At 70.1% G+C, this 26,911-nt stretch carries 16 protein-coding genes and 1 tRNA gene; 10 read left to right on the top strand and 7 right to left on the bottom strand.

Annotation, left to right across the window (positions count from 1 at the left end; translation table 11 throughout):
- Window positions 1-3: 3 nt before the first annotated feature.
- Window positions 4-765 carry an SDR family oxidoreductase gene (locus IG99_RS24415; protein ID WP_037677129.1) on the bottom strand — a complete coding sequence of 254 codons (762 nt, stop codon included), beginning with the start codon at window positions 763-765 and terminating at the stop codon, window positions 4-6.
- Window positions 766-920: 155 nt separating this feature from the next.
- Here IG99_RS24415 and IG99_RS24410 point away from each other — a divergent pair, with 155 nt between their 5' ends.
- Complete coding sequence (locus tag IG99_RS24410; protein ID WP_037677125.1) at window positions 921-1,748, top strand: helix-turn-helix transcriptional regulator; 828 nt, start codon at window positions 921-923, stop codon at window positions 1,746-1,748.
- A 325-nt stretch (window positions 1,749-2,073) separates the two neighbouring features.
- On the opposite strand, the gene IG99_RS24405 is transcribed toward IG99_RS24410, so the two are convergent.
- Entirely contained in the window at window positions 2,074-3,462 is a 1,389-nt protein-coding gene (locus tag IG99_RS24405) for a cystathionine beta-synthase (protein ID WP_037677123.1), read from the bottom strand.
- Window positions 3,463-3,611: 149 nt separating this feature from the next.
- Here IG99_RS24405 and IG99_RS24400 point away from each other — a divergent pair, with 149 nt between their 5' ends.
- The 3 genes from IG99_RS24400 to IG99_RS24390 all read left to right on the top strand — a co-directional run bounded on the left by IG99_RS24400 (window position 3,612) and on the right by IG99_RS24390 (window position 7,156).
- A complete protein-coding gene (locus tag IG99_RS24400; RefSeq protein ID WP_037677120.1) occupies window positions 3,612-4,637 on the top strand; it encodes an SGNH/GDSL hydrolase family protein in 1,026 nt (341 codons plus the stop codon).
- A 246-nt stretch (window positions 4,638-4,883) separates the two neighbouring features.
- A complete protein-coding gene (locus IG99_RS24395) occupies window positions 4,884-6,104 on the top strand; it encodes an acetyl-CoA C-acetyltransferase (RefSeq protein ID WP_037677118.1) in 1,221 nt (406 codons plus the stop codon).
- A gap of 272 nt (window positions 6,105-6,376) precedes the next feature.
- On the top strand, window positions 6,377-7,156 hold the full coding sequence (locus IG99_RS24390) for a hypothetical protein (RefSeq protein ID WP_037677117.1): 780 nt from the start codon (window positions 6,377-6,379) through the stop codon (window positions 7,154-7,156).
- A 113-nt stretch (window positions 7,157-7,269) separates the two neighbouring features.
- Here the strand turns inward: IG99_RS24390 and IG99_RS24385 are convergent, their stop codons facing one another.
- Window positions 7,270-7,581, bottom strand: coding sequence for a hypothetical protein (locus IG99_RS24385; RefSeq protein ID WP_199815585.1), 312 nt, complete (start codon window positions 7,579-7,581; stop codon window positions 7,270-7,272).
- A 100-nt stretch (window positions 7,582-7,681) separates the two neighbouring features.
- On the opposite strand from IG99_RS24385, the gene IG99_RS24380 reads away from it, so the two are divergent.
- Window positions 7,682-7,912 (top strand): DUF4287 domain-containing protein, encoded by a 231-nt coding sequence (locus IG99_RS24380; RefSeq protein WP_037677114.1) that lies wholly within the window; start codon window positions 7,682-7,684, stop codon window positions 7,910-7,912.
- 110 nt (window positions 7,913-8,022) lie between these two features.
- Here the strand turns inward: IG99_RS24380 and IG99_RS24375 are convergent, their stop codons facing one another.
- A complete protein-coding gene (locus tag IG99_RS24375; protein ID WP_037677113.1) occupies window positions 8,023-8,904 on the bottom strand; it encodes a Bax inhibitor-1/YccA family protein in 882 nt (293 codons plus the stop codon).
- Window positions 8,905-9,096: 192 nt separating this feature from the next.
- Window positions 9,097-10,272 (bottom strand): 4-hydroxybenzoate 3-monooxygenase, encoded by a 1,176-nt coding sequence (locus IG99_RS24370; RefSeq protein ID WP_037677111.1) that lies wholly within the window; start codon window positions 10,270-10,272, stop codon window positions 9,097-9,099.
- 527 nt (window positions 10,273-10,799) lie between these two features.
- Here IG99_RS24370 and IG99_RS24365 point away from each other — a divergent pair.
- From IG99_RS24365 to IG99_RS24355, 3 genes are all read left to right on the top strand, one after another.
- Window positions 10,800-14,441 carry a LamG-like jellyroll fold domain-containing protein gene (locus IG99_RS24365; RefSeq protein WP_199815587.1) on the top strand — a complete coding sequence of 1,214 codons (3,642 nt, stop codon included), beginning with the start codon at window positions 10,800-10,802 and terminating at the stop codon, window positions 14,439-14,441.
- Window positions 14,442-14,601: 160 nt separating this feature from the next.
- Window positions 14,602-21,108, top strand: coding sequence for an RHS repeat domain-containing protein (locus IG99_RS24360; RefSeq protein ID WP_078947875.1), 6,507 nt, complete (start codon window positions 14,602-14,604; stop codon window positions 21,106-21,108).
- A 6-nt stretch (window positions 21,109-21,114) separates the two neighbouring features.
- Window positions 21,115-21,573 carry a hypothetical protein gene (locus IG99_RS24355; protein ID WP_158973233.1) on the top strand — a complete coding sequence of 153 codons (459 nt, stop codon included), beginning with the start codon at window positions 21,115-21,117 and terminating at the stop codon, window positions 21,571-21,573.
- A 115-nt stretch (window positions 21,574-21,688) separates the two neighbouring features.
- On the opposite strand, the gene IG99_RS24350 is transcribed toward IG99_RS24355, so the two are convergent.
- Window positions 21,689-21,771: transfer RNA gene (locus IG99_RS24350), tRNA-Leu, on the bottom strand.
- Between the two features lie 431 nt (window positions 21,772-22,202).
- Between IG99_RS24350 and IG99_RS24345 the strand changes: the two genes are divergently transcribed.
- Window positions 22,203-22,973, top strand: coding sequence for an ABC transporter ATP-binding protein (locus IG99_RS24345; protein ID WP_037677110.1), 771 nt, complete (start codon window positions 22,203-22,205; stop codon window positions 22,971-22,973).
- Between the two features lie 45 nt (window positions 22,974-23,018).
- A complete protein-coding gene (locus IG99_RS24340) occupies window positions 23,019-25,553 on the top strand; it encodes an ABC transporter permease (protein ID WP_037677108.1) in 2,535 nt (844 codons plus the stop codon).
- 59 nt (window positions 25,554-25,612) lie between these two features.
- Here IG99_RS24340 and IG99_RS24335 read toward each other — a convergent pair whose 3' ends face one another.
- Window positions 25,613-26,899 carry a class I SAM-dependent methyltransferase gene (locus tag IG99_RS24335; protein ID WP_037677277.1) on the bottom strand — a complete coding sequence of 429 codons (1,287 nt, stop codon included), beginning with the start codon at window positions 26,897-26,899 and terminating at the stop codon, window positions 25,613-25,615.
- Between the last annotated feature and the right edge of the window lie 12 nt (window positions 26,900-26,911).

The raw sequence follows: 26,911 nt of genomic DNA, 5'->3' as shown, positions 1-26,911 counted from the left end.
CCCTCACGCCTGCCGGGTCGGCAGCACCATGATCTGCCGCAGGTTGACGTGCCGGGGACGGCTCGCGACGTAGGCCACGACGTCCGCGACCTCCTCGGCGGCCAGTCCGCCGATCGCGTCGAACATGCCCTCGACCATCCCACGCAGGTCGGCACTGCCGATGTGCGACGCCAACTCGCTCTCCGTGAGCCCCGGTTCGATGTTGGTGACCCGTACGTCACGCGGCCCGAACTCGGCGCGCAGGCACTGCGAGAGGTGGGTGAGCGCGGCCTTGGTCGCCCCGTACACCGCGAAGTTGGGGAAGGTGAGGTGGGCGCCGATGGACGAGATGTTCACGAGGTCCGCCGTACGGCCGTCCGCGGCCGCGCCCACCAGGTCGCCGGTGAAGGCGCGGATCACCCGCAGGACACCGGTGACGTTGGTGTCGATCATCCGCTGCCACTCGTCGATCCGCCCGTCGTCGACGGGGTTCGCCAGCATCACGCCGGCCGCGTTCACGACCAGGTCGACGGCCCCGTAGGCGGCGTGGACACGCTCCACGGCGGCGTCCACCGAGTCCGCGTCGGTCACGTCGGTGACCACGGCGAGGGCCTGCCCGCCGTTCGCGCGGATCTTCTCGGCGAGGGCGTCCAGCCGTTCCCCGCGCCGGGCCAGCAGCGCCACCCGGGCGCCCTGCGCGGCCAGCAGCACGGCGGCGGCCTCACCGATCCCGCTGGCGGCCCCGGTGACGACGGCGGTACGGCCGGTCAGGTTCTCGTACGACATGAAGTGCTCCCTGGGTGAGGCGAGTCGGTGCGTCGTCGGTCCGTCCGGCGACGACAACCACTCTCGGTCCGACCGTCCGCGCCACCCAGGGCTGCGCTCTTCCTGGGTCTGCCAGTACCAGGTTGGGCGCGCGCCCCTCCCCTACGATCGAACCCATGGACGGGGAACTCGGAAACTTTCTGCGCTCGCGCCGCGCCCGCATCCAGCCCGAGGAGGTGGGGCTGCCGTCGTACGGGCGGCGCCGCGTCCCGGGGCTGCGCCGTGAGGAGGTGGCGCAGCTGGCCGGAGTGAGCGTCGACTACTACATCCGCCTGGAACAGGGCCGGGGGACGAGCGTGTCCGACGCGGTGCTGGACGCGGTGGCGCGGGTGCTGCGGCTGGACGAGACGGAGCACGACTACCTGCGCACGGTGGCCCGCCCCGGCCGCCGGACCGATCCCCGGCCACCGGCGGGCCGTGTCCGCCCGGGGGTCCAGCTGCTGCTGGACAGCATGGACCGCACTCCGGCGTTCGTGCTGGGGCGCCGTATGGACGTCCTCGCCTGGAACGCCCTCGCCGACGCGGTGGGCGGCTTCAGCCGGCTGGCGCCGGGCGAGTGCAACGTCGCCCGCCAGGTCTTCCTCGATCCCGCCGCGCGTGAGCTGTACCCCGACTGGGCCGCGATCGCCGCCCAGACCGTCGCCCATCTGCGCCTGAGCAGCGGTCCCCACCCGGACGACCGCGAGTTGTGCGCCCTCGTCGGCGAACTCTCCGTCAAGAACGAGGACTTCCGCCGCCTGTGGGCCGACCACGAGGTCAAGGCGTGCATGTACGGCGTCAAGCGCGTCCAGCACCCGGTGGCGGGCCTGCTCACCCTCCCCTACGAGACGCTGTCGGTCCCGACGGACCCGGAACAGACGATCGTGGTCTACACACCGGAGCCGGGTTCGGAGACGGCGGAGCGCCTCGCGCTCCTGGGCAGTTGGGCAAGCACACGCGCGTAGAAGATATATGGCGGGGACCGCCGCACCCCCGTGAACGGGGGGCGGGACGACGGCGGTCCCCGCCAGGGACGTCGACCGGGTCAGGCCGGGTCTCACGTCCGGCGTCCTTGGAGGTCCGGGAGCCGCTCCGGAGGTCCTTGGACGTTCGGTGCCGGCCGGGGCGGGGAGCCGCTCCCGCCCTGCCGACACCCACTACTGTGCCGGTCCCGTGTTAAGCGGGTGCTGCGTGGACGTGACACGCTCGTACCACTTCCGCGAAGTCCACCACTCCGGTAGGTAAACGGAAGTTTCGCTTCGGCACCGCCCGTTCACCGGACGTTCCCCGTTACTTTCCGCCCTTGGCGAGGAAGGCCAGCAGGTCCTGCCGGCTGACCACTCCGGTCGGCTTGCCCTCGACGAGGACGATCGCCGCGTCCGCCGCGCCGAGCACGGACATCAGGTCGGCGACCGGCTCGCCGGAGCCGACCTGGGGCAGCGGCGCCGACATGTGCTTCTCCAGCGGGTCCTCCAGCGAGGCCCGCTTGGCGAACAGGGCGTCGAGCAGTTCGCGTTCGACCACGGAGCCGACCACCTCGGCGGCCATGACGTCCGGGTGACCGGCGCCCGGCTTGACGATCGGCATCTGCGAGACGCCGTACTCGCGCAGCACCTCGATGGCCTCGCCGACGGTCTCGTCCGGGTGCATGTGGACGAGGGACGGGATGGCGCCGTGCTCCTTGTCGTTGAGGACGTCACCGACACGGGCGCTGGGGCCCTCGTCCTCCAGGAAGCCGTAGTCGGCCATCCACTCGTCGTTGAAGATCTTGCTGAGGTAGCCGCGGCCGCTGTCGGGCAGCAGGACGACCACCACGTCGTCCGGGCCGAGCCGCTCGGCGACCCGCAGCGCCGCCACGACGGCCATGCCGCAGGAGCCGCCGACGAGCAGGCCCTCCTCCTTGGCGAGCCGGCGGGTCATCTGGAAGGAGTCCTTGTCGGACACCGCGACGATCTCGTCGGCGACGGACCGGTCGTAGGCGCTCGGCCAGAAGTCCTCACCGACGCCCTCCACGAGGTACGGCCGCCCGGACCCGCCGGAGTACACGGAGCCCTCGGGGTCGGCGCCGACGACCTTCACCTTGCCGTCGCTGACGTCCTTCAGGTACCGGCCCGTGCCGGAAATGGTCCCGCCCGTGCCCACGCCCGCCACGAAGTGGGTGATCCGGCCCTCCGTCTGCTCCCACAGCTCGGGGCCGGTGGAGTGATAGTGCGAGAGCGGGTTGTTGGGGTTGGAGTACTGGTCGGGCTTCCACGCGCCGGGCGTCTCACGCACCAGCCGGTCGGACACGTTGTAGTAGGAGTCCGGGTGCTCGGGGTCCACGGCGGTCGGGCAGACGACGACCTCGGCGCCGTACGCGCGCAGCACGTTGATCTTGTCCGTGGACACCTTGTCGGGGCACACGAAGATGCACTTGTACCCCTTCTGCTGCGCCACGATGGCCAGGCCCACACCGGTGTTCCCGCTGGTGGGCTCGACGATGGTGCCGCCCGGCTTCAGTTCGCCGCTCTGTTCGGCCGCCTCGATCATGCGCAGGGCGATGCGGTCCTTCACGGATCCGCCCGGGTTGAAGTACTCCACCTTGGCCAGGACGGTCGCCCGAATGCCCTTGGTCACGCTGTTGAGCCTCAGCAGCGGGGTGTTGCCGACGAGGCTGATCATCGAGTCGTGGAATTGCACCGTTGTCTCCGGATGCTTGCAAAAAAGTGGTCGTAGTTGGTGCCGCCAGCCTACGGCCCGCCGGTGTCCTTCACTCCCCGTTGAGATTGACCCACGGTCGGTACGGGGCAAGGAGTGGTTGTACGGCTACGAGGAGGTGGCGGCGACGTATGAGCAGCATGTCGAGGGCGCGGGTGGCCCGGCGCATCGCGGCCGGCGCGGCGTACGGCGGTGGCGGCATCGGTCTGGCCGGGGCGGCGGTGGTCGGCCTGGTGCTGGCCGAGGTGCAGCTGGCCCGCCGCCAGGTGGGCAACGGCACGCTTCCGCACGTACCCAACGCGCAGGGGCTGTACGGCCCCGGGTACGCGACGCCCACGGAGCCCCCGCTGCGGCTGACGATGCTGGGTGACTCCACGGCCGCCGGCCAGGGCGTCCACCGGGCCGGTCAGACGCCGGGGGCGCTGCTGGCGTCGGGGCTCGCGGCGGTGGCGGAACGTCCGGTGGAGCTGAGCAACGTCGCCCTGCCCGGGGCGCAGTCCGACGACCTGGAGCGCCAGGTGGCCGAGGTGCTGACGGGGCCGGGCCCGGTGCCCGACGTCTGCGTGATCATGGTCGGCGCGAACGACGTCACGCACCGCATCCCCCCGACCCGCTCCGTGCGCTATCTGGCGACGGCGGTACGGCGGCTGCGGACGGCCGGCGCGGAGGTGGTGGTCGGCACCTGTCCCGACCTCGGCACGATCGAGCTGGTCCAGCAGCCCCTGCGCTGGCTGGCCCGCAGAGCCTCCCGCCAGCTGGCGGCCGCCCAGACGATCGGAGTGGTCGAGCAGGGCGGCCGCACCGTGTCCCTGGGCGACCTGCTGGGCCCGGAGTTCGCGGCGAACCCGCGCGAGCTGTTCGGGCCGGACAACTACCACCCCTCGGCGGAGGGGTACGCGACGGCGGCGATGGCGGTCCTGCCGACGGTGTGCGCGGCGCTCGGCCTGTGGCCGGCGGAGGAGGAGCGGCCGGACGTCTTCCGCCGCGAGGGATTCCTGCCGGTGGCCCGAGCGGCGGCGGAGGCGGCGTCGGAGGCGGGCACGGAGGTGGCGGCGGCGATGCCGAGCGGTCCCCGGGGGCCTTGGGCACTGCTCAAGAGGCGGCGGCGTCGGCGGGTGCCGGAGGTGGAGCCGGCGCCTGCGACTCAGTCTCCCTGAGCATCAGCAGCCCGTCCGGCGTTTGAGGACGAGGCCGTTCAGGCCGACGGGGGTCTGGGGGCGCAGCCCCCAGGGACCGGCAGCCCCACCGACCGCGCCCTTCGGCTCAACCGCCGGAGGCAAAAAGCAAGCGCTTAGTAAACTGCGGTCTGAGTCACACCCTCTGGCTCGTGACCCGGGCCATACGTACGGGTAACTTGCCAAGCACAGCCCTGCCCGAACCCCCCGTACGTCAATGGAGCCGTGATGCCCGAAGCCGTGATCGTCTCGACCGCCCGCTCCCCCATCGGGCGCGCTTTCAAGGGCTCCCTGAAGGACCTGCGCCCGGACGACCTCACCGCCACGATCATCCAGGCGGCCCTCGCGAAAGTCCCCGAGCTGGACCCGAGGGACATCGAGGACCTGATGCTCGGCTGCGGTCTGCCCGGCGGCGAGCAGGGCAACAACCTCGGCCGTATCGTCGCCGTGCAGATGGGCATGGACCACCTGCCGGGCTGCACGATCACCCGTTACTGTTCCTCGTCCCTGCAGACCAGCCGCATGGCCCTGCACGCCATCAAGGCCGGCGAGGGCGACGTGTTCATCTCGGCCGGTGTCGAGATGGTCTCCCGCTACACCAAGGGCAACTCCGACAGCCTGCCCGACACGCGCAACCCGCTGTTCGCCGAGGCCGAGGCCCGTACCGCGGCCGTCGCGGAGCAGGAGGGCACCACCTGGCACGACCCGCGTGAGGACGGCCTCCTCCCCGACCCGTACATCGCGATGGGCCAGACCGCCGAAAACCTCGCTCGCACCAAGGGCGTCACCCGGCAGGACATGGACGAGTTCGGCGTCCGCTCCCAGAACCTCGCCGAGGAAGCCATCAAGAACGGCTTCTGGGAGCGCGAGATCACCCCGGTGACCCTCCCCGACGGCACCGTCGTCAGCAAGGACGACGGCCCGCGCGCCGGCGTGACCATGGAGGGCGTGGCGGGCCTCAAGCCGGTCTTCCGCCCCGACGGCCTGGTCACCGCCGGCAACTGCTGCCCGCTGAACGACGGCGCCGCCGCGGTCGTCATCATGAGCGACACCAAGGCCCGCGAGCTGGGTCTCACACCGCTCGCCCGCATCGTGTCGACCGGCGTCTCCGGCCTCTCCCCCGAGATCATGGGTCTCGGCCCGGTCGAGGCGTCCCAGCAGGCCCTGCGCCGGGCCGGCCTCACCATCGACGACATCGACCTGGTCGAGATCAACGAGGCGTTCGCCGCCCAGGTGATCCCGTCCTACCGCGACCTCGGCATCGACCTCGACAAGCTGAACGTCAACGGCGGCGCCATCGCCGTCGGCCACCCCTTCGGCATGACGGGTGCCCGCATCACCGGCACGCTCATCAACTCCCTCCAGTTCCACGACAAGCAGTTCGGCCTGGAGACGATGTGCGTGGGCGGCGGCCAGGGCATGGCGATGGTCATCGAGCGCCTGAGCTGACCCCCCTGGGTAGCCGTCGCGGCACCCATCGTGATCCCACGGCCCAGAGTCCGGGAAGCACCCGGATTCTGGGCCGTTTTGTGATCCAATCTCCCCCAGGATGTGACCTATCTCCCTAACGGAAGGGATCCACGCAGGTCAACGGTGCTTCGCACGGGACGCAACCCCCAAGGGCCTGTCCGTTTCGTGACGTTACGCACTGACAGCTTGATAGTCCACCCTTCAAGCTGATGTAGGAAGTCGGGGGTCGACTTTGAACCGGGAGTACGTCAGTGAGCGCCATGCCGATCGCCTTGCTGGTCACCACGGCCGCCACCGGCGCCGTGGGCGTCGCCGTCCTGCGCACCCTCATGCTGTTGCGCCGACAGGTGGCGGCCCTGCACACGCAGCTCGCCGCGGACGCCGCGCATCACGCCGCCGCGACCCGCGGACTCGTACCGGCCGCTCGCCGCACCGCTGACACCGAGGAGATACGCGCCGCCGTGGCCGAGGCCCTCGCCGAGGAGCGTGAGCGCGAGCTGGCGGAAGCGCGGGCGTTCTGGGCGGCCCAGGAGGCCCGTGACGCCTCGGACGCGCCGTCCCTGCTGGGCCTGCCGGACAGCGAGCTGTTCCTGCCCCGTCAGGCCGATTTCGTGGGCCTGGAGCCGGTGGCCGAGCCGACCGCGGACACCGACGAGTCCCCGGAGCTGGCCGCGGCCCGCCGCCGCCACCCCTCCCACCCGGACTTCGTGCCGGTCCAGTCACCGGCCGCGAACGACCACGAGCGCACCGTCGCGACCCTCGAGGAGCTGGCCGCGTCCCGTGTCGAACTGACCGACGTCCGCCCCGGCCCCCTCGGCACCCTCGACGTCTACGTCTTCGCCGACGGCACCACGCTCTGCATGACCCCGGGCCACCGCGAAACGGCGGACCGCCTCGCCGCCGCTCTCACCGCCGGCGAAACCCCGGTCCTCCTCGGCGGCTCCGGCATCTCGGGCGCGTACACCCTCACCTTCGAGTGCGGCGAGGAGAACGTCTACATCCTGGCGGACAGGGTCATAGCGTCGCTGTAGTCACTGAAGGCGCCGGGTAAGGGTGCGCCCCTTCAGGGGCGCGGGGCTGTTCCGACATGCGGCTCCGCCGCGTGGGCGCGACACGCCACACACAACGCGCGGCCGCCGCACCCTCAAACCCCCGCCCTCCGCTGCGCCTCCTCCACGATCCGCACCGCCTCGGACACCTCACCCTCGTCCCGCAGCACAACCGCCAGATCATGCCCCGCCACAGTGATCTGATCCGCAGCCGCAAACATTCCCGCATCCGGCATCTCCCGAGGCTCCACCTCCGGCGACTCCACCTTCTGCGCCCACCGGGCCAACTCCCTCGCCAGCCCCAGCGCCTCCGCCGCGGCCCCTCTCTGCAACCGGCTCTGCGGCGCCGCCCGCAACCGGTCGGCGAAGTGATCCACTGCTCGGCTCAGACGCGTCGTATCCACCACGCGGTGAGCGTACTCGTCCCCGGACTGTTGCCAATACGCGAACGCTCAGGCACCGTGACCTGAAGGACCGGCTTACATCCCATTGCGTCCGGAGGCGCCGATGTCCCAAGTCTTCTCCGAGGAGACCCACCGCAACATGCTCGCCCGCATCCCCCACTGCACCGGTCGTGAAGTCGCCGACTGGCTGCGCACCGTCGAAGACGGCCCGGCTCTCTTCCGCTTCGAGGAGAAGGTCAGCTGGCTCCGCCACGAACACAACCTCGCGTACGGCCACGCGAAGGCGATCGTCCACGAGTACGACTTGAGGAGGGCCGCGCGCAAACTGCTCTAGGCGCGCACCTGGAGACGGACACAGAACGGCGGCAACAACGCGAAGGGCCCCGGGAGAAGCTCCCGGGGCCCTTCGGTGCTCCACGTCCGGCGGATTACCGCCGACGTGGATCAGTCGCTGTTGAGGATCGAGAGGAGCCTCAGGAACTCCATGTAGATCCACACGAGCGTGAGCGTCAGGCCGAAGGCCGCCAGCCACGCCTCCTCGCGCGGGGCACCGTAGGCGACGCCGTCCTCGACCTGCTTGAAGTCCAGGGCGAGGAAGCAGGCACCGAGCAGGATGCCGATGACGCCGAAGAAGACACCCATCGCACCGCTGCGGAAGCCGAGGCCGTCACCGCCGCCGAACACGGCGAACAGCAGGTTCACCGCCATCAGCAGCACGAAGCCGAGCGCGGCCGCCATCACGAAGCCGTAGAAGCGGCGGTTGACGCGGATCCATCCCGCCTTGTACGCCACCAGCACACCGGCGAACACCGCCATCGTGCCGATCACGGCCTGCATGGCCGCACCGTCGGCGATGCGGTTGTCGACGATGTTGGAGATGACGCCGAGGAACACGCCCTCGAACGCCGCGTAGGTCAGGATCAGCGCCGGCGAGGCCTTGCGCTTGAAGGACTGCACCAGCGCCAGGACCATGCCGATCAGCGCGGCGCCGATACCGATGCCGTAGGACCGGTTGATGTTGGCCTCGTCCACCGGCAGCAGCGCCCAGGCGAGCGCGGCGGTGACGATGAGCACACCGAGCGTGGTGCCGGTGCGCAGGACGACGTCGTCGATCGTCATGCGGCCGGTGGTGGCCGGGGCCTGCGGTGGCGCGCCGTACTGCTGGGCGTACGGGTTCTGCGCGTACGGGTTGCCGGTCGGCTGGGCGTACGGGTTGCCCTGCGTTCCGACGGCGGCGCCCCCGGCCTGCGGCGCGGTGTTGAAGCCCGCGTAGCCGTTGTCGCGGCTGAACCCCCGTCGCGAGAAGACCGGGTTGCTGCTCCTCATTTCACTCCTCCATGGCCACGCTGCGTAGCCTTGGCCTCAAGAGTAATGGAAGGGCAAAGAAAGGCCCTAGTGCTTGAGTAGGATCTTTCCCTGCCATGTGCGCAACACGCTACGCGGAAGCGTGATTCCCGGCACCGTACGGGCTCATTCATGACCAAGCCGCGACACGTCCGGAACCGGCCGGTGATCAGGTCACTCGAACGGGAAGCCGGTGTACCCCTCCGCCAGGTCCGTCTCGGCGGCGCGCGAGGAGGCGATCCGCTCCAGGCGGGCCAGCTGGAGGCGGTCCTCGAAGGGGGTGGCGCCGGGGCTCCGGTGCAGGAGCGTGGTCATGTCGTACGAGAAACGCTCGGCCTGCCAGACGCGGCGCAGGCAGGTCCGCGAGTAGGCGTCGAGGAGGTCGGACGACCCCGTCTCCTGCTGGTGGGTGAGTGCCCTGGCGAAGGTGACGACGTCCCCGACGGCGAGGTTCAGCCCCTTCGCCCCGGTCGGCGGCACGATGTGGGCCGCGTCCCCGGCGAGGAAGAGCCGACCGTGCCGCATGGGCTCGTGGACGTAGGAGCGCATGGGGGTGACCGACTTCTGGGTAATGGGGCCGCGGTCGAGGCGCCAGTCGTCGGCGGTCTCGAAACGGCGCTCCAGCTCGTCCCAGATCGCGTCGTCGCTCCACGCCTCCGCGTCCGTGTCCTCGGGGACCTGGAGGTAGAGGCGGGAGACGGACGGGGAGCGCATGGACAGCAGGGCGAAGCCGCGGTCGTGGCGGGCGTAGACGAGCTCGTCGTGCGAGGGTGCGACGTCGGCGAGGATGCCGAGCCAGCCGAAGGGGTAGGTCCGCTCGAAGACCCGGGTGAGCTCGGCGGGGATCGCCTTCCGGGCGATGCCCCAGAAGCCGTCGCAGCCCACGACGTAGTCACAGTCGAGGACGTCCTCGACCCCCTCGTGCCGGAACCGGACGCGCGGGCTGTCGGTGCCGGCGCCCTCCACCGCCAGCGCCTCGGCCTCGAAGAGCAGCGGGCCGCCGTCCTTGAGCTGGAGGGCGATGAGGTCCTTGCAGACCTCGGTCTGGGCGTAGACCATCACGGACCGGCCGCCGGTGAGGGCGGGGAAGTCGACGCGGTGACGCCTCTTGTCGAAGCGGAGCTCGATGCCGTCGTGGCGCAGCCCCTCGCGGTCCATGCGGTCCCCGGCCCCGGCGGCGCGCAGCACGTCCACCGTGCCCTGCTCCAGGATCCCGGCCCGCTGCCGGTGCTCGACGTAGGCGCGGTCGCGGCTCTCCAGGACGACCGAGTCGATGCCGGCGTTGTGGAGCAGCCGGGCGAGGAGGAGGCCGGCCGGGCCGGCGCCGATGATGCCGACGGTGGTGCGCATCGGTCGTTCCCTTCGAGGACGGAGTTCGCCTGAGAATCGTTCGCCTGGTGAAATTATCTTCATTTTACTGCCGTGAGTCTGCGCTCACGCCCCTCAGGTGTCAACGGCCGTACGGCGAAATCGCGACACTCGCGGTGGGCCGCGGTGAAGCCTCATGAAGAGTGCGGGGAGTCCGCTCAGGGCGTTTTTCGGCCAGGAAGGCGAGCGTGGGCGCCGGGTCCCGTGCGCCCCTGCGGCCCGTGCTCCGGCGACCGGCCTCAGGTGATCGCCTCCATCCGCGGTCGACCGGAGGAAGCCGCGCCGCCGAGGGCGGGCGTATTCGAGCCACGACGGCGCGGCAAGCCCCAACTACCGCAGGGCGAGAAGTCCTTGACGCAACGTAAGAGGAGGGTTTGAATCTCGCTAACTTTTGAAGATCTTGTGACTCTGGGGGGTCTGTGCGGCGCGCACGGGGAGATTCAGGTAAAGTCGGGCGGCTCAGACGCGGCCGGGGCAGGGGGGCGGGAGCCACCACCACCGCCGTGGCCGTGCTGCTGGGGACGCTCGTCCTGCCGGCGCAGCAGGTGGCCGCCGCGCCGGCGGATGCTCAGAGGGAGGAGTCCGCGCCTCCGACGGAGGGGCAGCGGGCGCTGACCGAGGCCAAGGAGTCCGGCCGGCGTGTGGAGGTGACCGGGGAGCGTACGGATCGCACCACGACCTACGCCAACCCCGACGGGTTCACCTTCACGCTGGAGCAGTCGGCCGTTCCCGTACGCGTGGCCAAGCCGGACGGCGGGTGGCAGGCGCCGGACGCGACTCTGGAGAAACGCTCCGATGGTTCCGTCGGGCCCAGGGCGTCCGCCGTGGCGATCGCCTTCTCGGCGGGAGGCGACAAGGCGCCCCTGGCCCGGATCGATGACCGGGGAAACTCGCTGGAACTCCAGTGGCCGGGCAGGCTTCCGGCACCGCGGTTGGACGGCCCCAGGGCGGTGTACGCCGACGTACTGCCGGACGTCGACCTGCAGGTGACCGCGACCCCGGAGAGTTTTCAGCCGGTGTTCGTCGTCAAGACGCCACAGGCCGCGGCGAACGGGGAGCTGAAGAAGCTCACCTTCGGGCTCAAGGCCCGAGGACTGGACGTTCACGAGGGCGCCGCCGGAAACCTCACTGCCATCGACGGCAGTGGCCGTACGGTGTTCAAGGCGCCGCCGGCGCGGATGTGGGACTCGGCGGGCGAGGCGACCGGGACATCCGAGGCGTCCGGGACGCGGACGCAGTCGGTGCGGGCGCGGGCACTCGCCGAGGAGACGGTGAAGCCCTCCTCCGACCCCGCCGAGACGGCGCCGTCCGGTTCGGGTCTGGAGCCCGGCCAGGGCGACAAGGTCGCCAGGATGGACGTCGCCGTCACCAAGAACTCGCTGTCCGTCGTCCCCGACGCGGCGATGCTCGCCAGGACCGACGCCGCCGCCTTCCCGCTCTTCATCGACCCGACCGTGACCTGGGGCGAGTCGGAGCGCACGCTGCTGCGCAGTGACGGCTACGAGTCGTACGGCTGGGGCAACGGCGACGACGACCTCGGCAAGGGCGTCGGCAAGTGCGGTACCTGGAACAACTACTACTGCGGTCCGGGGTACGTGCAGAAGCTGTACTTCGAGTTCTCTCCCGAGAGCCTGAAGGGCAAGAAGGTCCTGGACGCCACGTTCCGGGTGACCGAGCCGTGGGCGTTCCAGTGCGACCCGCGCTGGGTGGACCTGGTCCGCACGAACAACATCTCCTCCGCCACCACCTGGTCCTCGCGCCCGTCGGAACTGGACCTGATGGTCGACCGGAACGTCTCCGCCGGCCGCGGCTCCCTGTGCGACCCGGACTCCCCGGACGCGCCGATCGAGTTCAACGACAACCCGGACGAGACGAACGAGAACCTGACGTCGACGGTGTCGAACTTCGCGGCGGGGAAGTTCTCCCGGCTCACGCTGGAGATCAAGGCACACGACGAGTCCGACACGGGTGCGTGGAAGCGGTTCAAGAACGACGCCGTGCTCGCGGTGAAGTTCGTGGCGGTGCCCGCCCTTCCGACCGAGGTCGGTCTGGTCACCGGCAACGGCTACGTCTGTTCCACCAACTCGGCCGATCCGGATGTCGTGTCCGACCCGACGCCGCTGGTGCAGGGCAAGCCCCGCACCGCGTCCGGGGGTTCGGCGGGTGCCAGCCTGCGCATTCGGTGGCGGGTGGACAAGTACGACGGCAAGTCCTGGGTGACCGCGGCGACCGATCTCGATGGTCCGTCGTCCGGTTACGTCGGGAACCTGGTCAAGCAGTCCCGCAGCCTGGCCACCCTTCAGGAGGGTGTGGCGTACAGGCTGAAGGCGCTGACGCTGTCCTACTACGAGGACGGCAGCAACCGGCAGAACACCGGTTACACCACGCCGTGCTACTTCAAGGTCGACCCGACGGCACCGAAGGCACCCCAGATCACGGTCGGCTCCCCGTACACGGCGTGCACGACCGCCGATTGCACGGCCCACGGCGGGCCGACGGTGAAGGGCACGTTCGCCTTCAAGCCCGCCACGGGAGACGCGAACAACGTCGCCTACCAGTACCGGCTCTCCTCGACGGCCGCGTGGTCGGCCGACCAGAAGGGCTCCTCGGTGTCGGTCGGCATCACGCCCCCGACGGAGGGCACCTACCGCCTGTACGTACGAGCCAAGGACAACGTCGGCCGCTACGGCGCGCAGTCGGTCGTCGACTTCCTGGTCGCCGACGGGGAGAAGCCGGTAGGACGGTGGAACTTCACCGAGGCCGATGGCGTGGCGGTGGACGCCGCGACGTGGGACGGCGCGGACAACGCGACCCTGACCGGTGGCGCGGTGCGCGACGACCGCGGCCGTCGCGGGCTGATCACGCATGACGCCTCCGGGGCGGCCTTGGAGACGCCGGTGACCGACAAGGGCCTGGCTCTGGACGGCAGCACGGGTTACGCGGCCACGTCCAGCGCGGTGCTGGACACCTCCGCCTCGTACACGGTCTCGATCTGGGCCCGCGTGGACGCGGGCGTGTCGCACACCTTGACGGCGCTCAGCCAAGCACCCGACAGCCCGAGCCCCTTCACGAAGAAGTACATCCCCTTCGGGCTGTCGTACGCCGCCGGCGGCGCCGACACCTGGAGCATGAGCGTCATGGCCACGGACGGCACCCTGCACAAGGCCAGTGCTGCGCAGGCGACGCCGCGCGGTGTGTGGACCCATGTCGTCGGTGTCCACGACGCCGAGGCGAAGAAGGTCAGTCTCTACATCAACGGGAAACTGCAGAGCACCGTCGATGCCGGGACGGCGTACAAGGGGTCGGGTCCGCTGCAGATCGGCCGTGGCATCTGGGCCGACGCCTACACCGACTACTTCGGCGGCAGCCTCGACGAGGCCACGACGTGGCAGCGGGCCCTGTCCGCGGAAGCGATCGCCGACGAGGCGAAGCTGCTCACCTCGCAGAGCCACGCCGGCGCCGAGCTGGTAGCCGACTGGAACCCGGAGCGTGGGAGCGGCACGGCCCTCGCCGACACGACCTCCGGCTACGGCAGGAGCCTGATGCTGACCGGCGGTGCCGCGCTGGACGGCGAGGCCGTCGTCCTGGACGGCAGCGACGGCGCGGCCACAGCGGCCGGGCCGCTCGTGGACGACACCGGCTCGTTCACGGTGACGACGGCGGTCGAGCTGGACGGCAAGAAGCTGGCGGCCAAGGACATCGGCTACACCGGTCAGGTGCTGGGACAGCGGACGGCGGACGGCTCCGCCTGGGGGCTCTGGTACCAGCTGACCGGCAAGGAAACCGTGCTGGACGAGGAGACGGCCGAGGAACGCACCGTTCCGGTCGGCAAGTGGCACTTCGGCCGGCTGAACGCGGACGGCAAGTTCAGCTCGGTCGTCTCCGACGAGTCCGCCGAAGCCGACAGCGTCGTACGGCTCACGGGTCTCTTCGACGCCCAGGCCGGCACGATCCGCCTCTACCTGGGCCACAACCAGAACGGCGACGAGCTGATGTTCACCGCCAAGGCGGGCACCGGTGACTTCGCCGTGGGCAGGGGCTTCACGAGCGGTGCCTGGAAGCACTACCTGCCCGAACGGATCACTGACGTCCGAGTGTGGGCCGGTGCCATGGCGAGTCCGGACCAGATCGACGCGCTGGTCGGGGACTGACGACGTGTGAGGTACGGGCGGCGGCCATGACCGCTGCCGCCCGTGCCTCCGTCGGTGTGCCGTGCCGTGCCGCGACCCGGCCGGCAGCACGCGCCACGACCCGACTCGGTGAATTCACATCCCGGTCGGTGGGCCGGAACAGACGGTGGGGCGGAAACTCATGAAGTTGGGCAGGAACGCGTCACGCGTACGCCGTGATGCGCGGATCGTGACTCTCGCGGTGTCACTCACGTTACTCGCGCCCCTGGGACTCGCGCCGATGGCGCAGGCGGCGACCGGCTCGGTGAGCCGGCCGGACGTGCCCGACCAGCGCGTGAGCGAAGTCGAGGAGGTGAACACCCTAGGTGCGAAGAAGGCCCGGGAGAAGGCCGCCGAGTACCGGAAGCTGAACACCGGGCAGGCCCGGCGCGCGGCCGAGGACCGCAAGGCCGCCTGGCCCAAGGCCGGCGCGGCCGTCGTCGAACTCGGCGGCGGGAAACGGGCGGCGGTCTCGACGTCCGGCGTCCCGGTGCGGGTGCAGCCGGCCACGAAGGCATTGACCGGGGCGGGCACCGAGGCCCGCGTCACGGTCCTCGACCAGAAGGCCGCCCTGCGGGCAGGTGTCACCGGTGTGCTGCTCACCGCCGAGGCCGACAGCTCCGGACGGGCACGGGTCGGGGTGGGCTACGACTCCTTCGCCAGCGTGATCGGCGGCGGCTGGGCCGGGCGGCTGCGCCTCGTCCAGCTCCCGGCGTGCGCGCTGACGACACCCGAGAAGGACGAGTGCCGTCGGCAGACCCCGCTGAAGTCCGACAACGACCAGACGTCCCGGACCGTCTCTGCCGTGGCGCCGCTCGCCGCGACCGGCAACGGTGCCTCCGCCCGGCTGGGTGCCGCGGCGGCCCCGACCGTGCTCGCCGTGACCGCTCTCGCCGCGGGATCCGGCGAGTCGCCCTCCGGCACCGGCGACTACTCGGCGACCGAGCTGTCGGCGGCCTCGTCCTGGGAGGCGGGCGGCAGCTCCGGCGCCTTCACCTGGACCCACAAGTTCCCGCTGCCGCCCGCAGCGGCCGACCCGACGCCGACGCTGACACTGTCGTACGACTCCGGGAGCGTGGACGGCCGTACCGCAACCACCAACAACCAGGGCACCGCGGTCGGTGAGGGCTTCAGCCTCACCGACTCCTACGTCGAGCGGTCCTACGGCAGCTGCGACGACGACGGCCACACGGACGTGTTCGACCGCTGCTGGAAGTACGACAACGCGCGCCTGGTGCTGAACGGCAAGTCCAGCCGGCTGGTCAAGGACGACGACACCGGGCGCTGGCGTCTGGAGGACGACGACGCCTCGCAGGTCACCCGGACCACGGGCGCCGACAACGGCGACGACGACGGCGAGTACTGGACGGTCGTCACGGGCGACGGGACGAAGTACGTCTTCGGCCTGGACAAGCTCGACGGCGCCGGGGACCAGCGCACGAACTCCGTGTGGACCGTGCCGGTCTTCGGCGACGACGCGGGCGAGCCCGGCTACAGCAAGGGCGACTCCTTCGGCGGCCGCGCGCTGACCCAGGCCTGGCGGTGGAACCTCGACTACGTCGAGACCACGCGTGGCAACGCGGCCACCTACTGGTACGCGAAGGAGACGAACTTCTACAAGAAGAACAAGTCCGAGACCGCCAACGCCTCCTACACGCGCGGCGGCTACCTCAAGGAGATCAAGTACGGGCTGCGCAAGGGCGCGCTGTTCACCGACGACGCCGACGCGAAGGTCACCTTCGCGCAGGCCGAGCGCTGCACCGCCGACGACTGCTCCTCGCTGACCAAGGACACGGCGAAGAACTGGCCGGACGTCCCCTTCGACGCGATCTGCTCCGACGGCGACAAGGAGTGCGACTCCGCCGGGCCCGCCTTCTTCACCCGCAAGCGACTGACCCAGGTCAACACGTTCTCGTGGTCGGCCGCCGAGAGCGCCTACCAGGCCGTCGACACCTGGGACCTCACCCAGAAGTACCTGGACGGTGGCGACATCGGCGACAGCAGCGACCAGACCCTGACGCTGACGTCGATCCGCCGTACGGCCAAGGCGGGCACTCCGATCGTCAACGAGCCGATCGGCTTCACGTACCAGATGCGGCCCAACCGGGTCGACGGGACCGACGACATCCTGCCCCTGCGCCGGCCGCGCATCTCGACCGTCACCTCCGAGACGGGCGCGCTGACGACGGTGACGCTGTCCGGGGAGGAGTGCGTGCGGGCCGGCGTCATCGATGCCCCGCAGGACACCAACACCCGCTCCTGCTACCCGCAGTACTGGAACATCAACGGCGCCGAGAACGCGTCCGTCGACTGGTTCCACAAGTACCGCGTCCTCGCCGTCGTGACCTCCGACCCGGCCGGCAACAACGACGCCGTGGAGAACTCCTACGCCTACGCGGGAGCGGCCTGGCACTACAACGACGAGCCGTTCACGCCGTCGGACGAGCGGACCTGGTCCGACTGGCGCGGCTACCGCGAGGTGACCGTCACCAAGGGCGCGGTCGGCACGACCCGCTCCAAGACCGTCTCGCTGTACATGCAGGGCATGGACGGCGACCGGAAGGCGGACGGCACGAGCCGTTCGGTCTCCCTCGCCCCGCTGTCCGCCCCCGCCCTGGGTCTCGCCTCGCTGACGGACAGCTCCCAGTACGCGGGGCAGTTGCGCGAACAGGTCGTCTACTCCGGCTCGACGCCCATCACGGCGACGGTGAACAAGCCGTGGTCCAAGGAGACCGCCCACCAGACGGTGCCCGGTGCGACGGACCACCGCGCCCGCTATGTGCGCGGCGCGGAGGCCACCACCTACACGTATCTGACCGGTCCGAAGACGTGGCGCGCCCGCACGGTCGCCAAGACCTACGACGACTACGGCATGGTTTCCTCCTCCGAGGACACCGGTGACACCGCCAAGAGCGGCGACGAGACCTGCACACGCACCTGGTACGCGCGCAACGACACCGCCGGCCTCACCAGCCTGACGGCCCGGGTCCGCGCCGTCGGCAGACCGTGCTCGGTCACCGACGCCCTCCTGGCGCTGCCCGCCGGCACGGACAAGCGCGGCGACGTCCTTTCCGACACCGCCACCGTGTACGACACCGCCGGCGCCACCACCTGGAAGGCGGCGCAGGAGCCGACCAGGGGCGAGGTCACCTGGACGGGCCGAGCCACCGGCTACGCGGCCACGGCCGACGCGGCGGGCCTGCGCCTGCCGTCCGGCTGGCAGACCGTCAGCACCACGACGTACGACACGCTCGGCCGGGTCGTCGGGGTCACCGACGCGAACCGGAAGCCCACGACCACCGACTACACCCCTCCCGCGGCGGGCCCGCTGACCAAGACGGTGGTCACCAACGCCATGGGCCACAGAACGACCTCGTTCCTGGATCCGCGCCGCGGCCTGGCGGAGCGCACCTATGACGCCAACCTGAAGAAGACGGAACTCACCTACGACGCGATGGGCCGGCTGACCGAGGTCTGGCTGCCCAACCGCAACAAGGGCGGCGGCGACGCCCCCAACAGCAAGTTCGCCTACAAGCTCAGTGCCACCAAGCCCTCCTGGGTGTCCACGTCCACACTGAAGGCGGACGGCAAGACCTACAACACGACGTACGACCTGTACGACGCGCTGCTGCGCAAGCTGCAGACCCAGTCGCCCACCCCTCGGGGCACGGGGCGCATCCTGACCGACACCCGGTACGACTCGCGCAGCCTGCCGTACGAGACGTACGCCGACATCTTCGACGACACCAGCACCCCCACCGACACCTACACCCGCGCCGAGTACGGGGAGTCCCCGACACAGACCGCCACGACGTACGACGGCGCCGAGCGGGAGATCGGTCGCACGGTCTCCTTCTACGGGGTGAAGAGGTGGACCAGCACCACGTCGTACACCGGTGACTCGACGGCGACCTCGGCCCTCAAGGGCGGCGTGGCCAAGCGCACCATCGTCGACGCGCGGGGCCGGACCGTCGAGACCCGCGAATACGCCGGACAGAGCCCGGCGGATCCGGAGTTCGGCGACAGCGTGAGCGCCGCCCACACCTCCGTGCGCACCGGTTTCACGCTGGACGACAAGGAACTCGTCGTCACCGGCCCGGACCAGACGAAGTGGAGCTACGTCTACGACCTGTTCGGCCGGCGCACCGACGTCACCGACCCCGACAAGGGCGCGGCGCACACCGATTATAACGCCCTCGACCAGTCCGTCAAGGTCACCGGCGCGAACAAGCAGTCCGTCCTGACCGAGTACGACGACATCGGCCGCATCACCGGCACCTGGGCCAACTCCAGGACGGAGGCCAACCAGCTCACCAAGCAGACCTACGACGCCTCCGCCAAGGGCAAGCCCTCGGAGTCGATCCGCTACGTCGGTGGCAGCGGCGCGAGCGGCAAGGCCTACAGCCGCAAGGTCACCGAGTACGACAGCCTGGACCGCGCGGTCGCCACGCAGCTCACCCTGCCCGCCGACGACCCCCTGGTGAAGGCCGGAGTGCCGCAGACCGTCCTGTTCAGCAGCTACTACAACCTCGACGGGACGCTACAGAACAAGAAGGAGCCGGCGCTCGGCGGACTGCCCTCGGAGACCGTCGACTACGGCTACACCGGACTGTCCCAGGTGAAGTCCATCAACGGCTCCACCGGCTACCTCCTGGACACCGACTACTCCGAGCTCGGCCAGCCGCAGCAGCTCGTCCTCGGCCAGGCCGACACGGAGGAGCAGAAGAAGACCTATGTCACCAACACCTACGACGAGGGCACCGGGCGCCTGCTGCGCACCCATGTCACGGACCTGACCCGCGGTCTGGTCCAGGACCTCAACTACACCTTCGACGACGCCGGCAACATCACCGCCATCAGCGACCCGAGCACGGCGGCCGGTGCGAAGCCCGAGACGCAGTGCTTCGCCTACGACGGCTTCCGGCGGATGACGGACGCGTGGACCCCGTCCTCCCGGAAGTGCTCCGACACGCCCAGCGCAGGCAGCCTGGGCGGGGCCGCTCCGTACTGGACCACGTACACCTACAACGAGGCCGGCCAGCGCAAGACCGAGGTCGACCACAGCAGCGGCGGCGACACCACGACCACCTACTGCTTCGCGGGGACCGCCAAGCACGCGGTGACCGGCACCACCACCAAGGGCGACTGCGCCAAGCCCGAGCGGAGCTACGACTACGACGCGGAGGGCAACACCCGTCACCGCCCCGGCGCCACGGCCCAGCAGGAACTCATCTGGTCCGCGGAGGGCAGGCTCACCAAGCTCACCGAGGGCACGGGCGCGACCGACTACACCTACGACGCCGACGGCAACCTGCTGATCCGCTCCGCCGCGGGCGGTGAGCGAGTGCTGTACGCCGGAGCCACCGAGGTCCATCTCCGCAAGGACGGCACCACCTGGGCCCAGCGGTATTACGGCACGGAGGAGCGCAACGTCGCGGTCCGCACGAACCAGAGCGGCACCAACAAGCTCTACTACCTCGCCGGTGATCACCACGGCACCCAGAGCCTGGCTGTCGAGGCGGGCACGCAGGCCATCACCCGGCGCTACCTGAACCCCTTCGGCGAGGAGCGGGCGCAGGCGTCGGTCGGTACGTGGGTCGACGACCGCGGGTTCCTGGGCAAGACCACCGACAGGAGCACCGGCCTCACCCATGTCGGGGCACGGGAGTACGACCCGGTCCTCGGCGTGTTCATCAGCGTCGACCCGCTGCTGGAGATGGAGAAGCACCAGTCCCTCAACGGTTACGGGTACTCCGAGAACAACCCGGTGACCTTCACCGACCCCACCGGCCAGGGCTCGATCAGCTGCACCATGGGCGTGGACTGCCCCAAGGGGTGGGAGGAAGCCGAGGAGAACGTGGCTCCGCCCTTCGACGGGGGCGGCAGCTCCGGCACCGCCGGGACCTCGTCGGTGCTGCCCAGCGGAGGACTGCCGCCGGCCCTGCTCCAGCAGTTCCAGGCTCCGGTGCTGCTCATGGGCCCGGACCCGCTGCCGCTCACTTTCAGCCAGAGCCCGGAGACGCGCAGGCTCCAGAAGATGATCATGGAGAGGGTGCTGTCCAACCGTCCGCCGGCCGGCCAGTTGGCGAACAAGGACTTCGGCGGCGACGGCAAGGTCCGCAGCGGCGGTCCGTGGAGCCTGGTCTGGCGCTGGATCATCGGCAGCAACCAGTTGGAGAACACCACGGCCACCCAGTACTACGACGGCGACGACGACCTGACGCACGACCTGATCAAGAGCACCAGCATGCAGGACGCGCGCGAGAACATCGCCGCGAACTTCGCGGTGAACGGGAAGAAGAGCGGACGTGAGGACTACAGCGTGACGAAGAACCGGGACAAGGAGGACCTCAACTACCTCCAGATGGCCGGTACTTACATCTCCGACTTCGGCGGCCTCGTCGTCGGCAAGGACGACCGCAAGGCCCAGGGCATCCTCGGGTCCTACGCGCTCCAGTACAACGTCGTCAAAAGCAAGGGCAACACGCTCACGGTCAAGTACCACGCCTGGACCGACATCGACAACGAGTCGCTCATCCCGGGACACTCGGGCTGGCAGAAGACGTTCAACGGCACTCCGCAGTACACCGGCGGCTTCTTCGCGGGCTACCGCGTCGAGGTCGACTGGCAGGAAACCATCTACAAGTAGGCAGGCGTGAAGGTAATTCGTGGGTGCGCGATGGCCGCGGCCGTCCCCGTGCTGCTCCTCGGCGGCCTGTTCGCTCTGAACGGCTGCGGAGGGGACACCGCGGACGAGCTGGGTTCGACGGAGGTCTCCGGGGTCTGGAAGGGCTCCGGAGGCGGCCGCGTCGAGTTCGGCGACGACGGCAGGTTCGAGATGTCGGGCATTCCCCGCGGTGCCATCGAGTTCGGCTTCAGCGATCCCCCGCCCGGAAACGGAAGACTCTCCGGGCGGGGCGAGTGGAGCCTCGTCGGCGACGACGACCGCAGCGACGGCATCGAGCTGCGCTTCGACGCCGCGGGCTCTTTCTCGGACGACTCCGAGTCCACGCTTCTCCGGGTCGAGGAGGCGGGCGACCACCCGACGCTCTACTTCGACACGGACGCGGACAAGGCGTACGGATATGAGGTGCGCCGGGAGGCGGCGCCCTGAGGAACTCCTGAGATCTCGGGTGGGGCTGTCCGGCCGAGGGCCGGGCAGCCCTTCACTGTGAGTGACCGCGGCGACTGGCCGTCTCCGTAGTCACGTGCTGTGACAGCAGCGGTAGTGCCCGGAACCGGACTTGAACCGGTACGCCCGCGAGGGGCAGCGAGGTTTAAGCTCGCCGTGTCTGCATTCCACCATCCGGGCAGGCCATGGGCTCCGCTTCGAGGTTCCGAGCCTATCGGGATACATCCCCCGAACAGCGGACGGGCGGACCGATGTTGTCTTATTTTATTGGCGCCTGAGGGTGCATCAGCCCACGGTACGGGCCATCCGCACTTGCCAATAGCCTGTCGGGTGACGGTCGGTCGTGCATGCGGAATGACGGAATTTCACCGTCCGAACGAGGGGGCTCCACCTGTTCTTGACGTCCCCGCCCCCAGGGGCCGCCGTCATCCCCAGGTATGACACGGCCGCCCTCGGTCAGACTCGAGGCTGTCTTCGGAACCAGAACAACGGGTGACTACAGGGCGCCGTACGGCCGCGACGATGGTTCACGTTCCCGAGGAAACCTTCCCGAGGAAACCTTCCCGGGGAACCACCGTCGTCCACCGTCGTCCCTTCAGGAGCGTCCACCCGTGACCACCACTCCCATCGCCGACCGGACCACCGCCGTGGCCGCGCGTGCCACGGATCTGTCGAAGATCTACGGACAGGGCGAGACCCAGGTGGTCGCCCTCGACCGGGTCTCCGTCGCCTTCCGCCAGGCCGAGTTCACCGCGATCATGGGCCCCTCGGGCTCCGGCAAGTCCACGCTGATGCACTGCGTGGCGGGGCTCGACACGTTCTCCTCAGGGTCCGTGCGCATCGGCGACACCGAGCTGGGCTCCCTGAAGGACAAGCAGCTCACCAAGTTGCGGCGGGACAAGATCGGCTTCATCTTCCAGGCGTTCAACCTGCTGCCCACGCTGACCGCCCTGGAGAACATCACCCTCCCGATGGACATCGCGGGCCGTAAGCCGGACCAGCAGTGGCTGGACACGGTCATCCGGATGGTCGGGCTCGCCGACCGGCTGAGCCACCGTCCCTCCCAGCTCTCCGGCGGGCAGCAGCAGCGCGTCGCCGTCGCCCGCGCCCTGGCGGCCAAGCCGGACATCATCTTCGGCGACGAGCCGACCGGAAACCTCGACTCCCGCTCCGGCGCCGAGGTGCTCGGCTTCCTGCGCAACTCCGTGCGCGAGCTGCAGCAGACGGTGGTGATGGTGACCCACGACCCGGTGGCCGCGGCGTACGCGGACCGGGTGGTGTTCCTGGCGGACGGACGGATCGTCGACGAGGTGTACGGGCCGACCGCGGACTCCGTTCTCGACCGCATGAAGCAATTCGACGCCAAGGGCCGCACCAGCTGACCTCCGGCTGACCCCCGGTCAAGAACCTTCGGAGTAGACACCCTCATGTTCCGTACCGCCCTGCGCAACGTGCTCGCGCACAAGGCCCGGCTCCTGATGACCGTGCTCGCCGTGATGCTCGGCGTGGCCTTCGTGTCGGGGACCCTGGTCTTCACCAACACCATCTCCGACGCCTACCAGAACAGCTCGGCCAAGGGCTTCGACCAGGTCGACGTGGCCGTCGGGGCCAAGTACCAGGAGGACAAGGGCGACACCCTCGGCAAGACCCCCGACCTGACGCGGGCGCTGCTCGACCAGAGCGCAGCGGTGCCGGGGGCCGCCTCCGCCATCGGTGTCGTCAACGGCTTCACTGCGATCGCCGACAAGGACGACAAGCTGATAGGCGGCGGCTTCCAGTCGCAGGGCGGTAACTACTGGGGCGACAAGGACCCCCGCTACCCGCTGAAGTCCGGCTCCGCGCCGCACGGCAAGGGCGAGGTCGCCATCGACTCGGAGACCGCGCGGCGCGCCGGCTACAAGGTCGGTGACACCGTCCGTCTCTCTGTCGACGGCCCCGTCCTGAACCCGAAGATCTCCGGCATCTTCACCACGGACGACGGCAACGTCGCCGCCGGCGGCAGCCTCGCCCTGTTCGACACGGCGACGGCGCAGAAGCTGTTCGGCAAGCCGGGCACGTACGACGAGATCGACGTGAAGGCGAAGGCCGGCACCAGCCAGTCGGAGCTGAAGGCCGCGCTGGACGAGGCGCTGCCGAAGGGCCTCACCGTGGCCACCACCGGCAAGGAGCTCGCCGACGACCAGGCGAGGGCGATCGCCTCGTCGATGAGCGGACTGCGGCAGGGCCTGCTGGTCTTCGCCGGCATCGCCCTGTTCGTCGGAACGTTCATCATCGCCAACACCTTCACCATGCTGGTCGCCCAGCGCACCAAGGAGCTGGCGCTGCTGCGGGCCGTCGGTGCCTCCCGCCGTCAGGTCACCCGGTCGGTGCTGATCGAGGCGTTCGTGGTGGGCACGGCCGCCGGCGTGACCGGTCTGGTCGCCGGTGTCGGCATCGGGGCCGGGCTGCGCTCCCTGATGGGCACGCTCGGCGCGACCGTCCCGGACGGGCCCCTGGTCATCACCCCGAGCACGGTCGCGGCCGCCCTCGCGGTCGGCATCGTCATCACCATGCTCGCCGCCTGGCTGCCCGGCCGCCGGGCCGCGAAGATCCCGCCGGTCGCCGCGATGAGCAGCGTGCACGCCCAGGCGACGACCCGGTCGCTGGTGCTGCGCAACACCATCGGCGCCCTGTTCTCGGCGGCGGGCGTCGCGGTCGTCCTGGCCGCCACGACGATGAGCGGCTCGGACGGGCAGGCGCCCATGGGCCTGGGCGCGGTGCTGCTCATCATCGGCGTGTTCATCCTGACCCCGCTGCTGTCGCGTCCGCTGATCGCGGCGACGGCTCCGGCCCTGCGTGCGTTCGGCGTCTCGGGCAAGCTGGCCCGGCAGAACTCGGTACGCAATCCGCGCCGTACGGCCGCCACGGCCTCAGCGCTGATGATCGGTCTGACCCTCATCACCGGCATGACGGTGATGGCGGGCAGCCTGCAGAAGTCGATCGACAAGATGGCGTCGGCCGCGGTCCGCGCCGACTACGTGGTGTCGATGGCGAACGGCAACGAGCTCTCCGCCGATGTCGGCGAGAAGCTGGCGGCCACGAAGGGCGTCACCGCCACCAGCCCGCTGCGCAACGCCCCCTCCCGCATCGATGGGGAGACCGAGTACCTGACCGGCGTCAACGGCGCCGCGATCGGCAGGCTGACCGACCTCAAGGTCGACAACGGCACGTTCGAGGTCGGCGGAGACAAGGTCGTCGTCGACGCGAACACCGCCAAGACGCACGGCTGGAAGGCCGGTTCCGCCTTCACCGTCGGCTTCGAGGACGGGAAGAAGCAGCGGCTGACCGTGGCCGGGGTCTACGAGGGCAACGAACTGATCCGCGGCATCATGCTCGACCTGACCACCCTGGCCCCGCACCAGAAGGCCGCGGACGCGGCGGACATGCAGGTCATGGTCAAGACGTCGGACGGTGCGTCCGGAGCGGCCAAGGACCGGCTGGAGAAGGCCCTCGGCGACAACCCGGCCATCAAGGTGCAGAGCAAGCAGGACCTCTCCGACGACATCGCGAAGATGTTCACGCTGATGCTGAACATGCTCTACGGTCTGCTCGCGATGGCGGTGATCGTCGCGGTGCTCGGGGTCATCAACACCCTGGCGATGTCGGTGTTCGAACGCTCCCAGGAGATCGGCATGCTCCGCGCGATCGGCCTGGACCGCACGGGCATCAAGCGGATGGTGCGCCTGGAGTCCCTGGTCATCTCCCTCTTCGGCGGCGTGCTCGGCATCGGCCTCGGCGTCTTCTTCGGCTGGGCGGCCGGTGAGCTGATCGGCACGAAGATGCCGACGTACGAGCTGGTCCTGCCGTGGGCCCGGATGACCGTGTTCCTCCTGCTCGCGGCGACGGTCGGCATCCTTGCGGCGCTGTGGCCGGCCCGGCGGGCGGCCCGGCTGAACATGCTGACCGCGATCAAGTCCGAGTAGCGGCGGTCCTACGGCCGTGAGGGCCCCGTTCCCGAGACCGGGAACGGGGCCCTTCCCGGTCAGTTCCAGGTGCGTGCCCGCAGCGGCATCCCGGAGGATCCGGACTCCGGGCTGCGTACCGCGAGGACCTGGTTGACGCCGATGCGGTTGCGTTCGAAGGCCAGCGCGGAGGCCGCCATGTACAGCCGCCAGACGCGGGCCCGGCCGGGGCTCGTCAGCGCCACCGCGCGCGACCACTCGGCCTCCAGGTTGGCGACCCAGCGGCGCAGGGTGAGCGCGTAGTGCTCGCGGATCGCCTCCACGTCCCGCACCTCGAACCCGGCGCGTTCCAGCTGGGTGACGGTGGTGCCGACCGGGGCGAGTTCGCCGTCGGGGAAGACGTAGGCGTCGATGAACTCGTCCACGTCGTACGACGACTCGTCGCGCTGGGGGCGGCGGGCGATCTGGTGGTTGAGGAGCCGGCCGCCGGGCCGCAGCAGGGCGTACAGATCCCGGGCGTACTCCAGATAGCGGTCGCCACCCACGTGTTCGGCCATGCCGACGGAGGAGATCGCGTCGTAGGGCCCGTCCACGACGTCCCGGTAGTCCTGCACCCTGATCTCGACCCGGTCCGTGAGCCCCTCGTCGGCGACGCGTTTGCGGGCGTACACCGCCTGCTCCTGGGAGAGCGTGACGCCGACGACGCTGACGCCGTGTTCACGGGCGGCGTGCACGGCCAGGGAGCCCCAGCCGCAGCCGACGTCGAGCAGCCGCCGACCGGGGCTCAGGCCGAGCTTGCGGCAGATGAGTTCGAGCTTGTCGCGCTGGGCGTCCTCGAGATTCCCACCGTCCTGCCAGTAGGCGCACGAGTAGACCATCGACGGGCCGAGGACGATCTCGTAGAAGTCGTTGCCGACGTCGTAGTGGTGGCTGATGGCGCGTCTGTCGGTGCGCCGGGTGTGGAGGTGGCGGCGGCGCCGGACCTCCTCGGGGGGCGGGGCGGGCGGCAGCGGGAGACCGGCGAGTCTCACCAGGCCGCGGGCACCGGCCCGCACCTGGGGGTCGCGCAGCGCCTGGGCGAGGGTCCTGGCGTCCTCGCCGCGCTCCCAGATCAGGCCGGCGAGCAGGTCGAGGGCCCCGTACAGGTCGCCTTCGATGTCGAGGTCCCCGGCGACCCAGGCGCGGGCCAGACCCAACTCGCCGGGTTTCCACAGCAGTCGGCGCAGGGCGCGGCGGTTGCGTACGACCAGTGTCGGGGCGTCCGGTGGCCCCGACTGCGAACCGTCCCAGGCGCGGATCCTGATCGGGAGCGGGGCTCCCGATACCTGTTCGAGCAGGCTCTTCAGCCGCAGTGCGGCGTCGGCCATGGTGCACACCTC

Origin of the sequence: Streptomyces griseus subsp. griseus, from assembly GCF_000720255.1 — a bacterium.
GTDB classification, from domain to species: Bacteria; Actinomycetota; Actinomycetes; order Streptomycetales; family Streptomycetaceae; genus Streptomyces; species Streptomyces griseus_I.
This window is presented reverse-complemented; position numbering and strand designations above follow the sequence as displayed.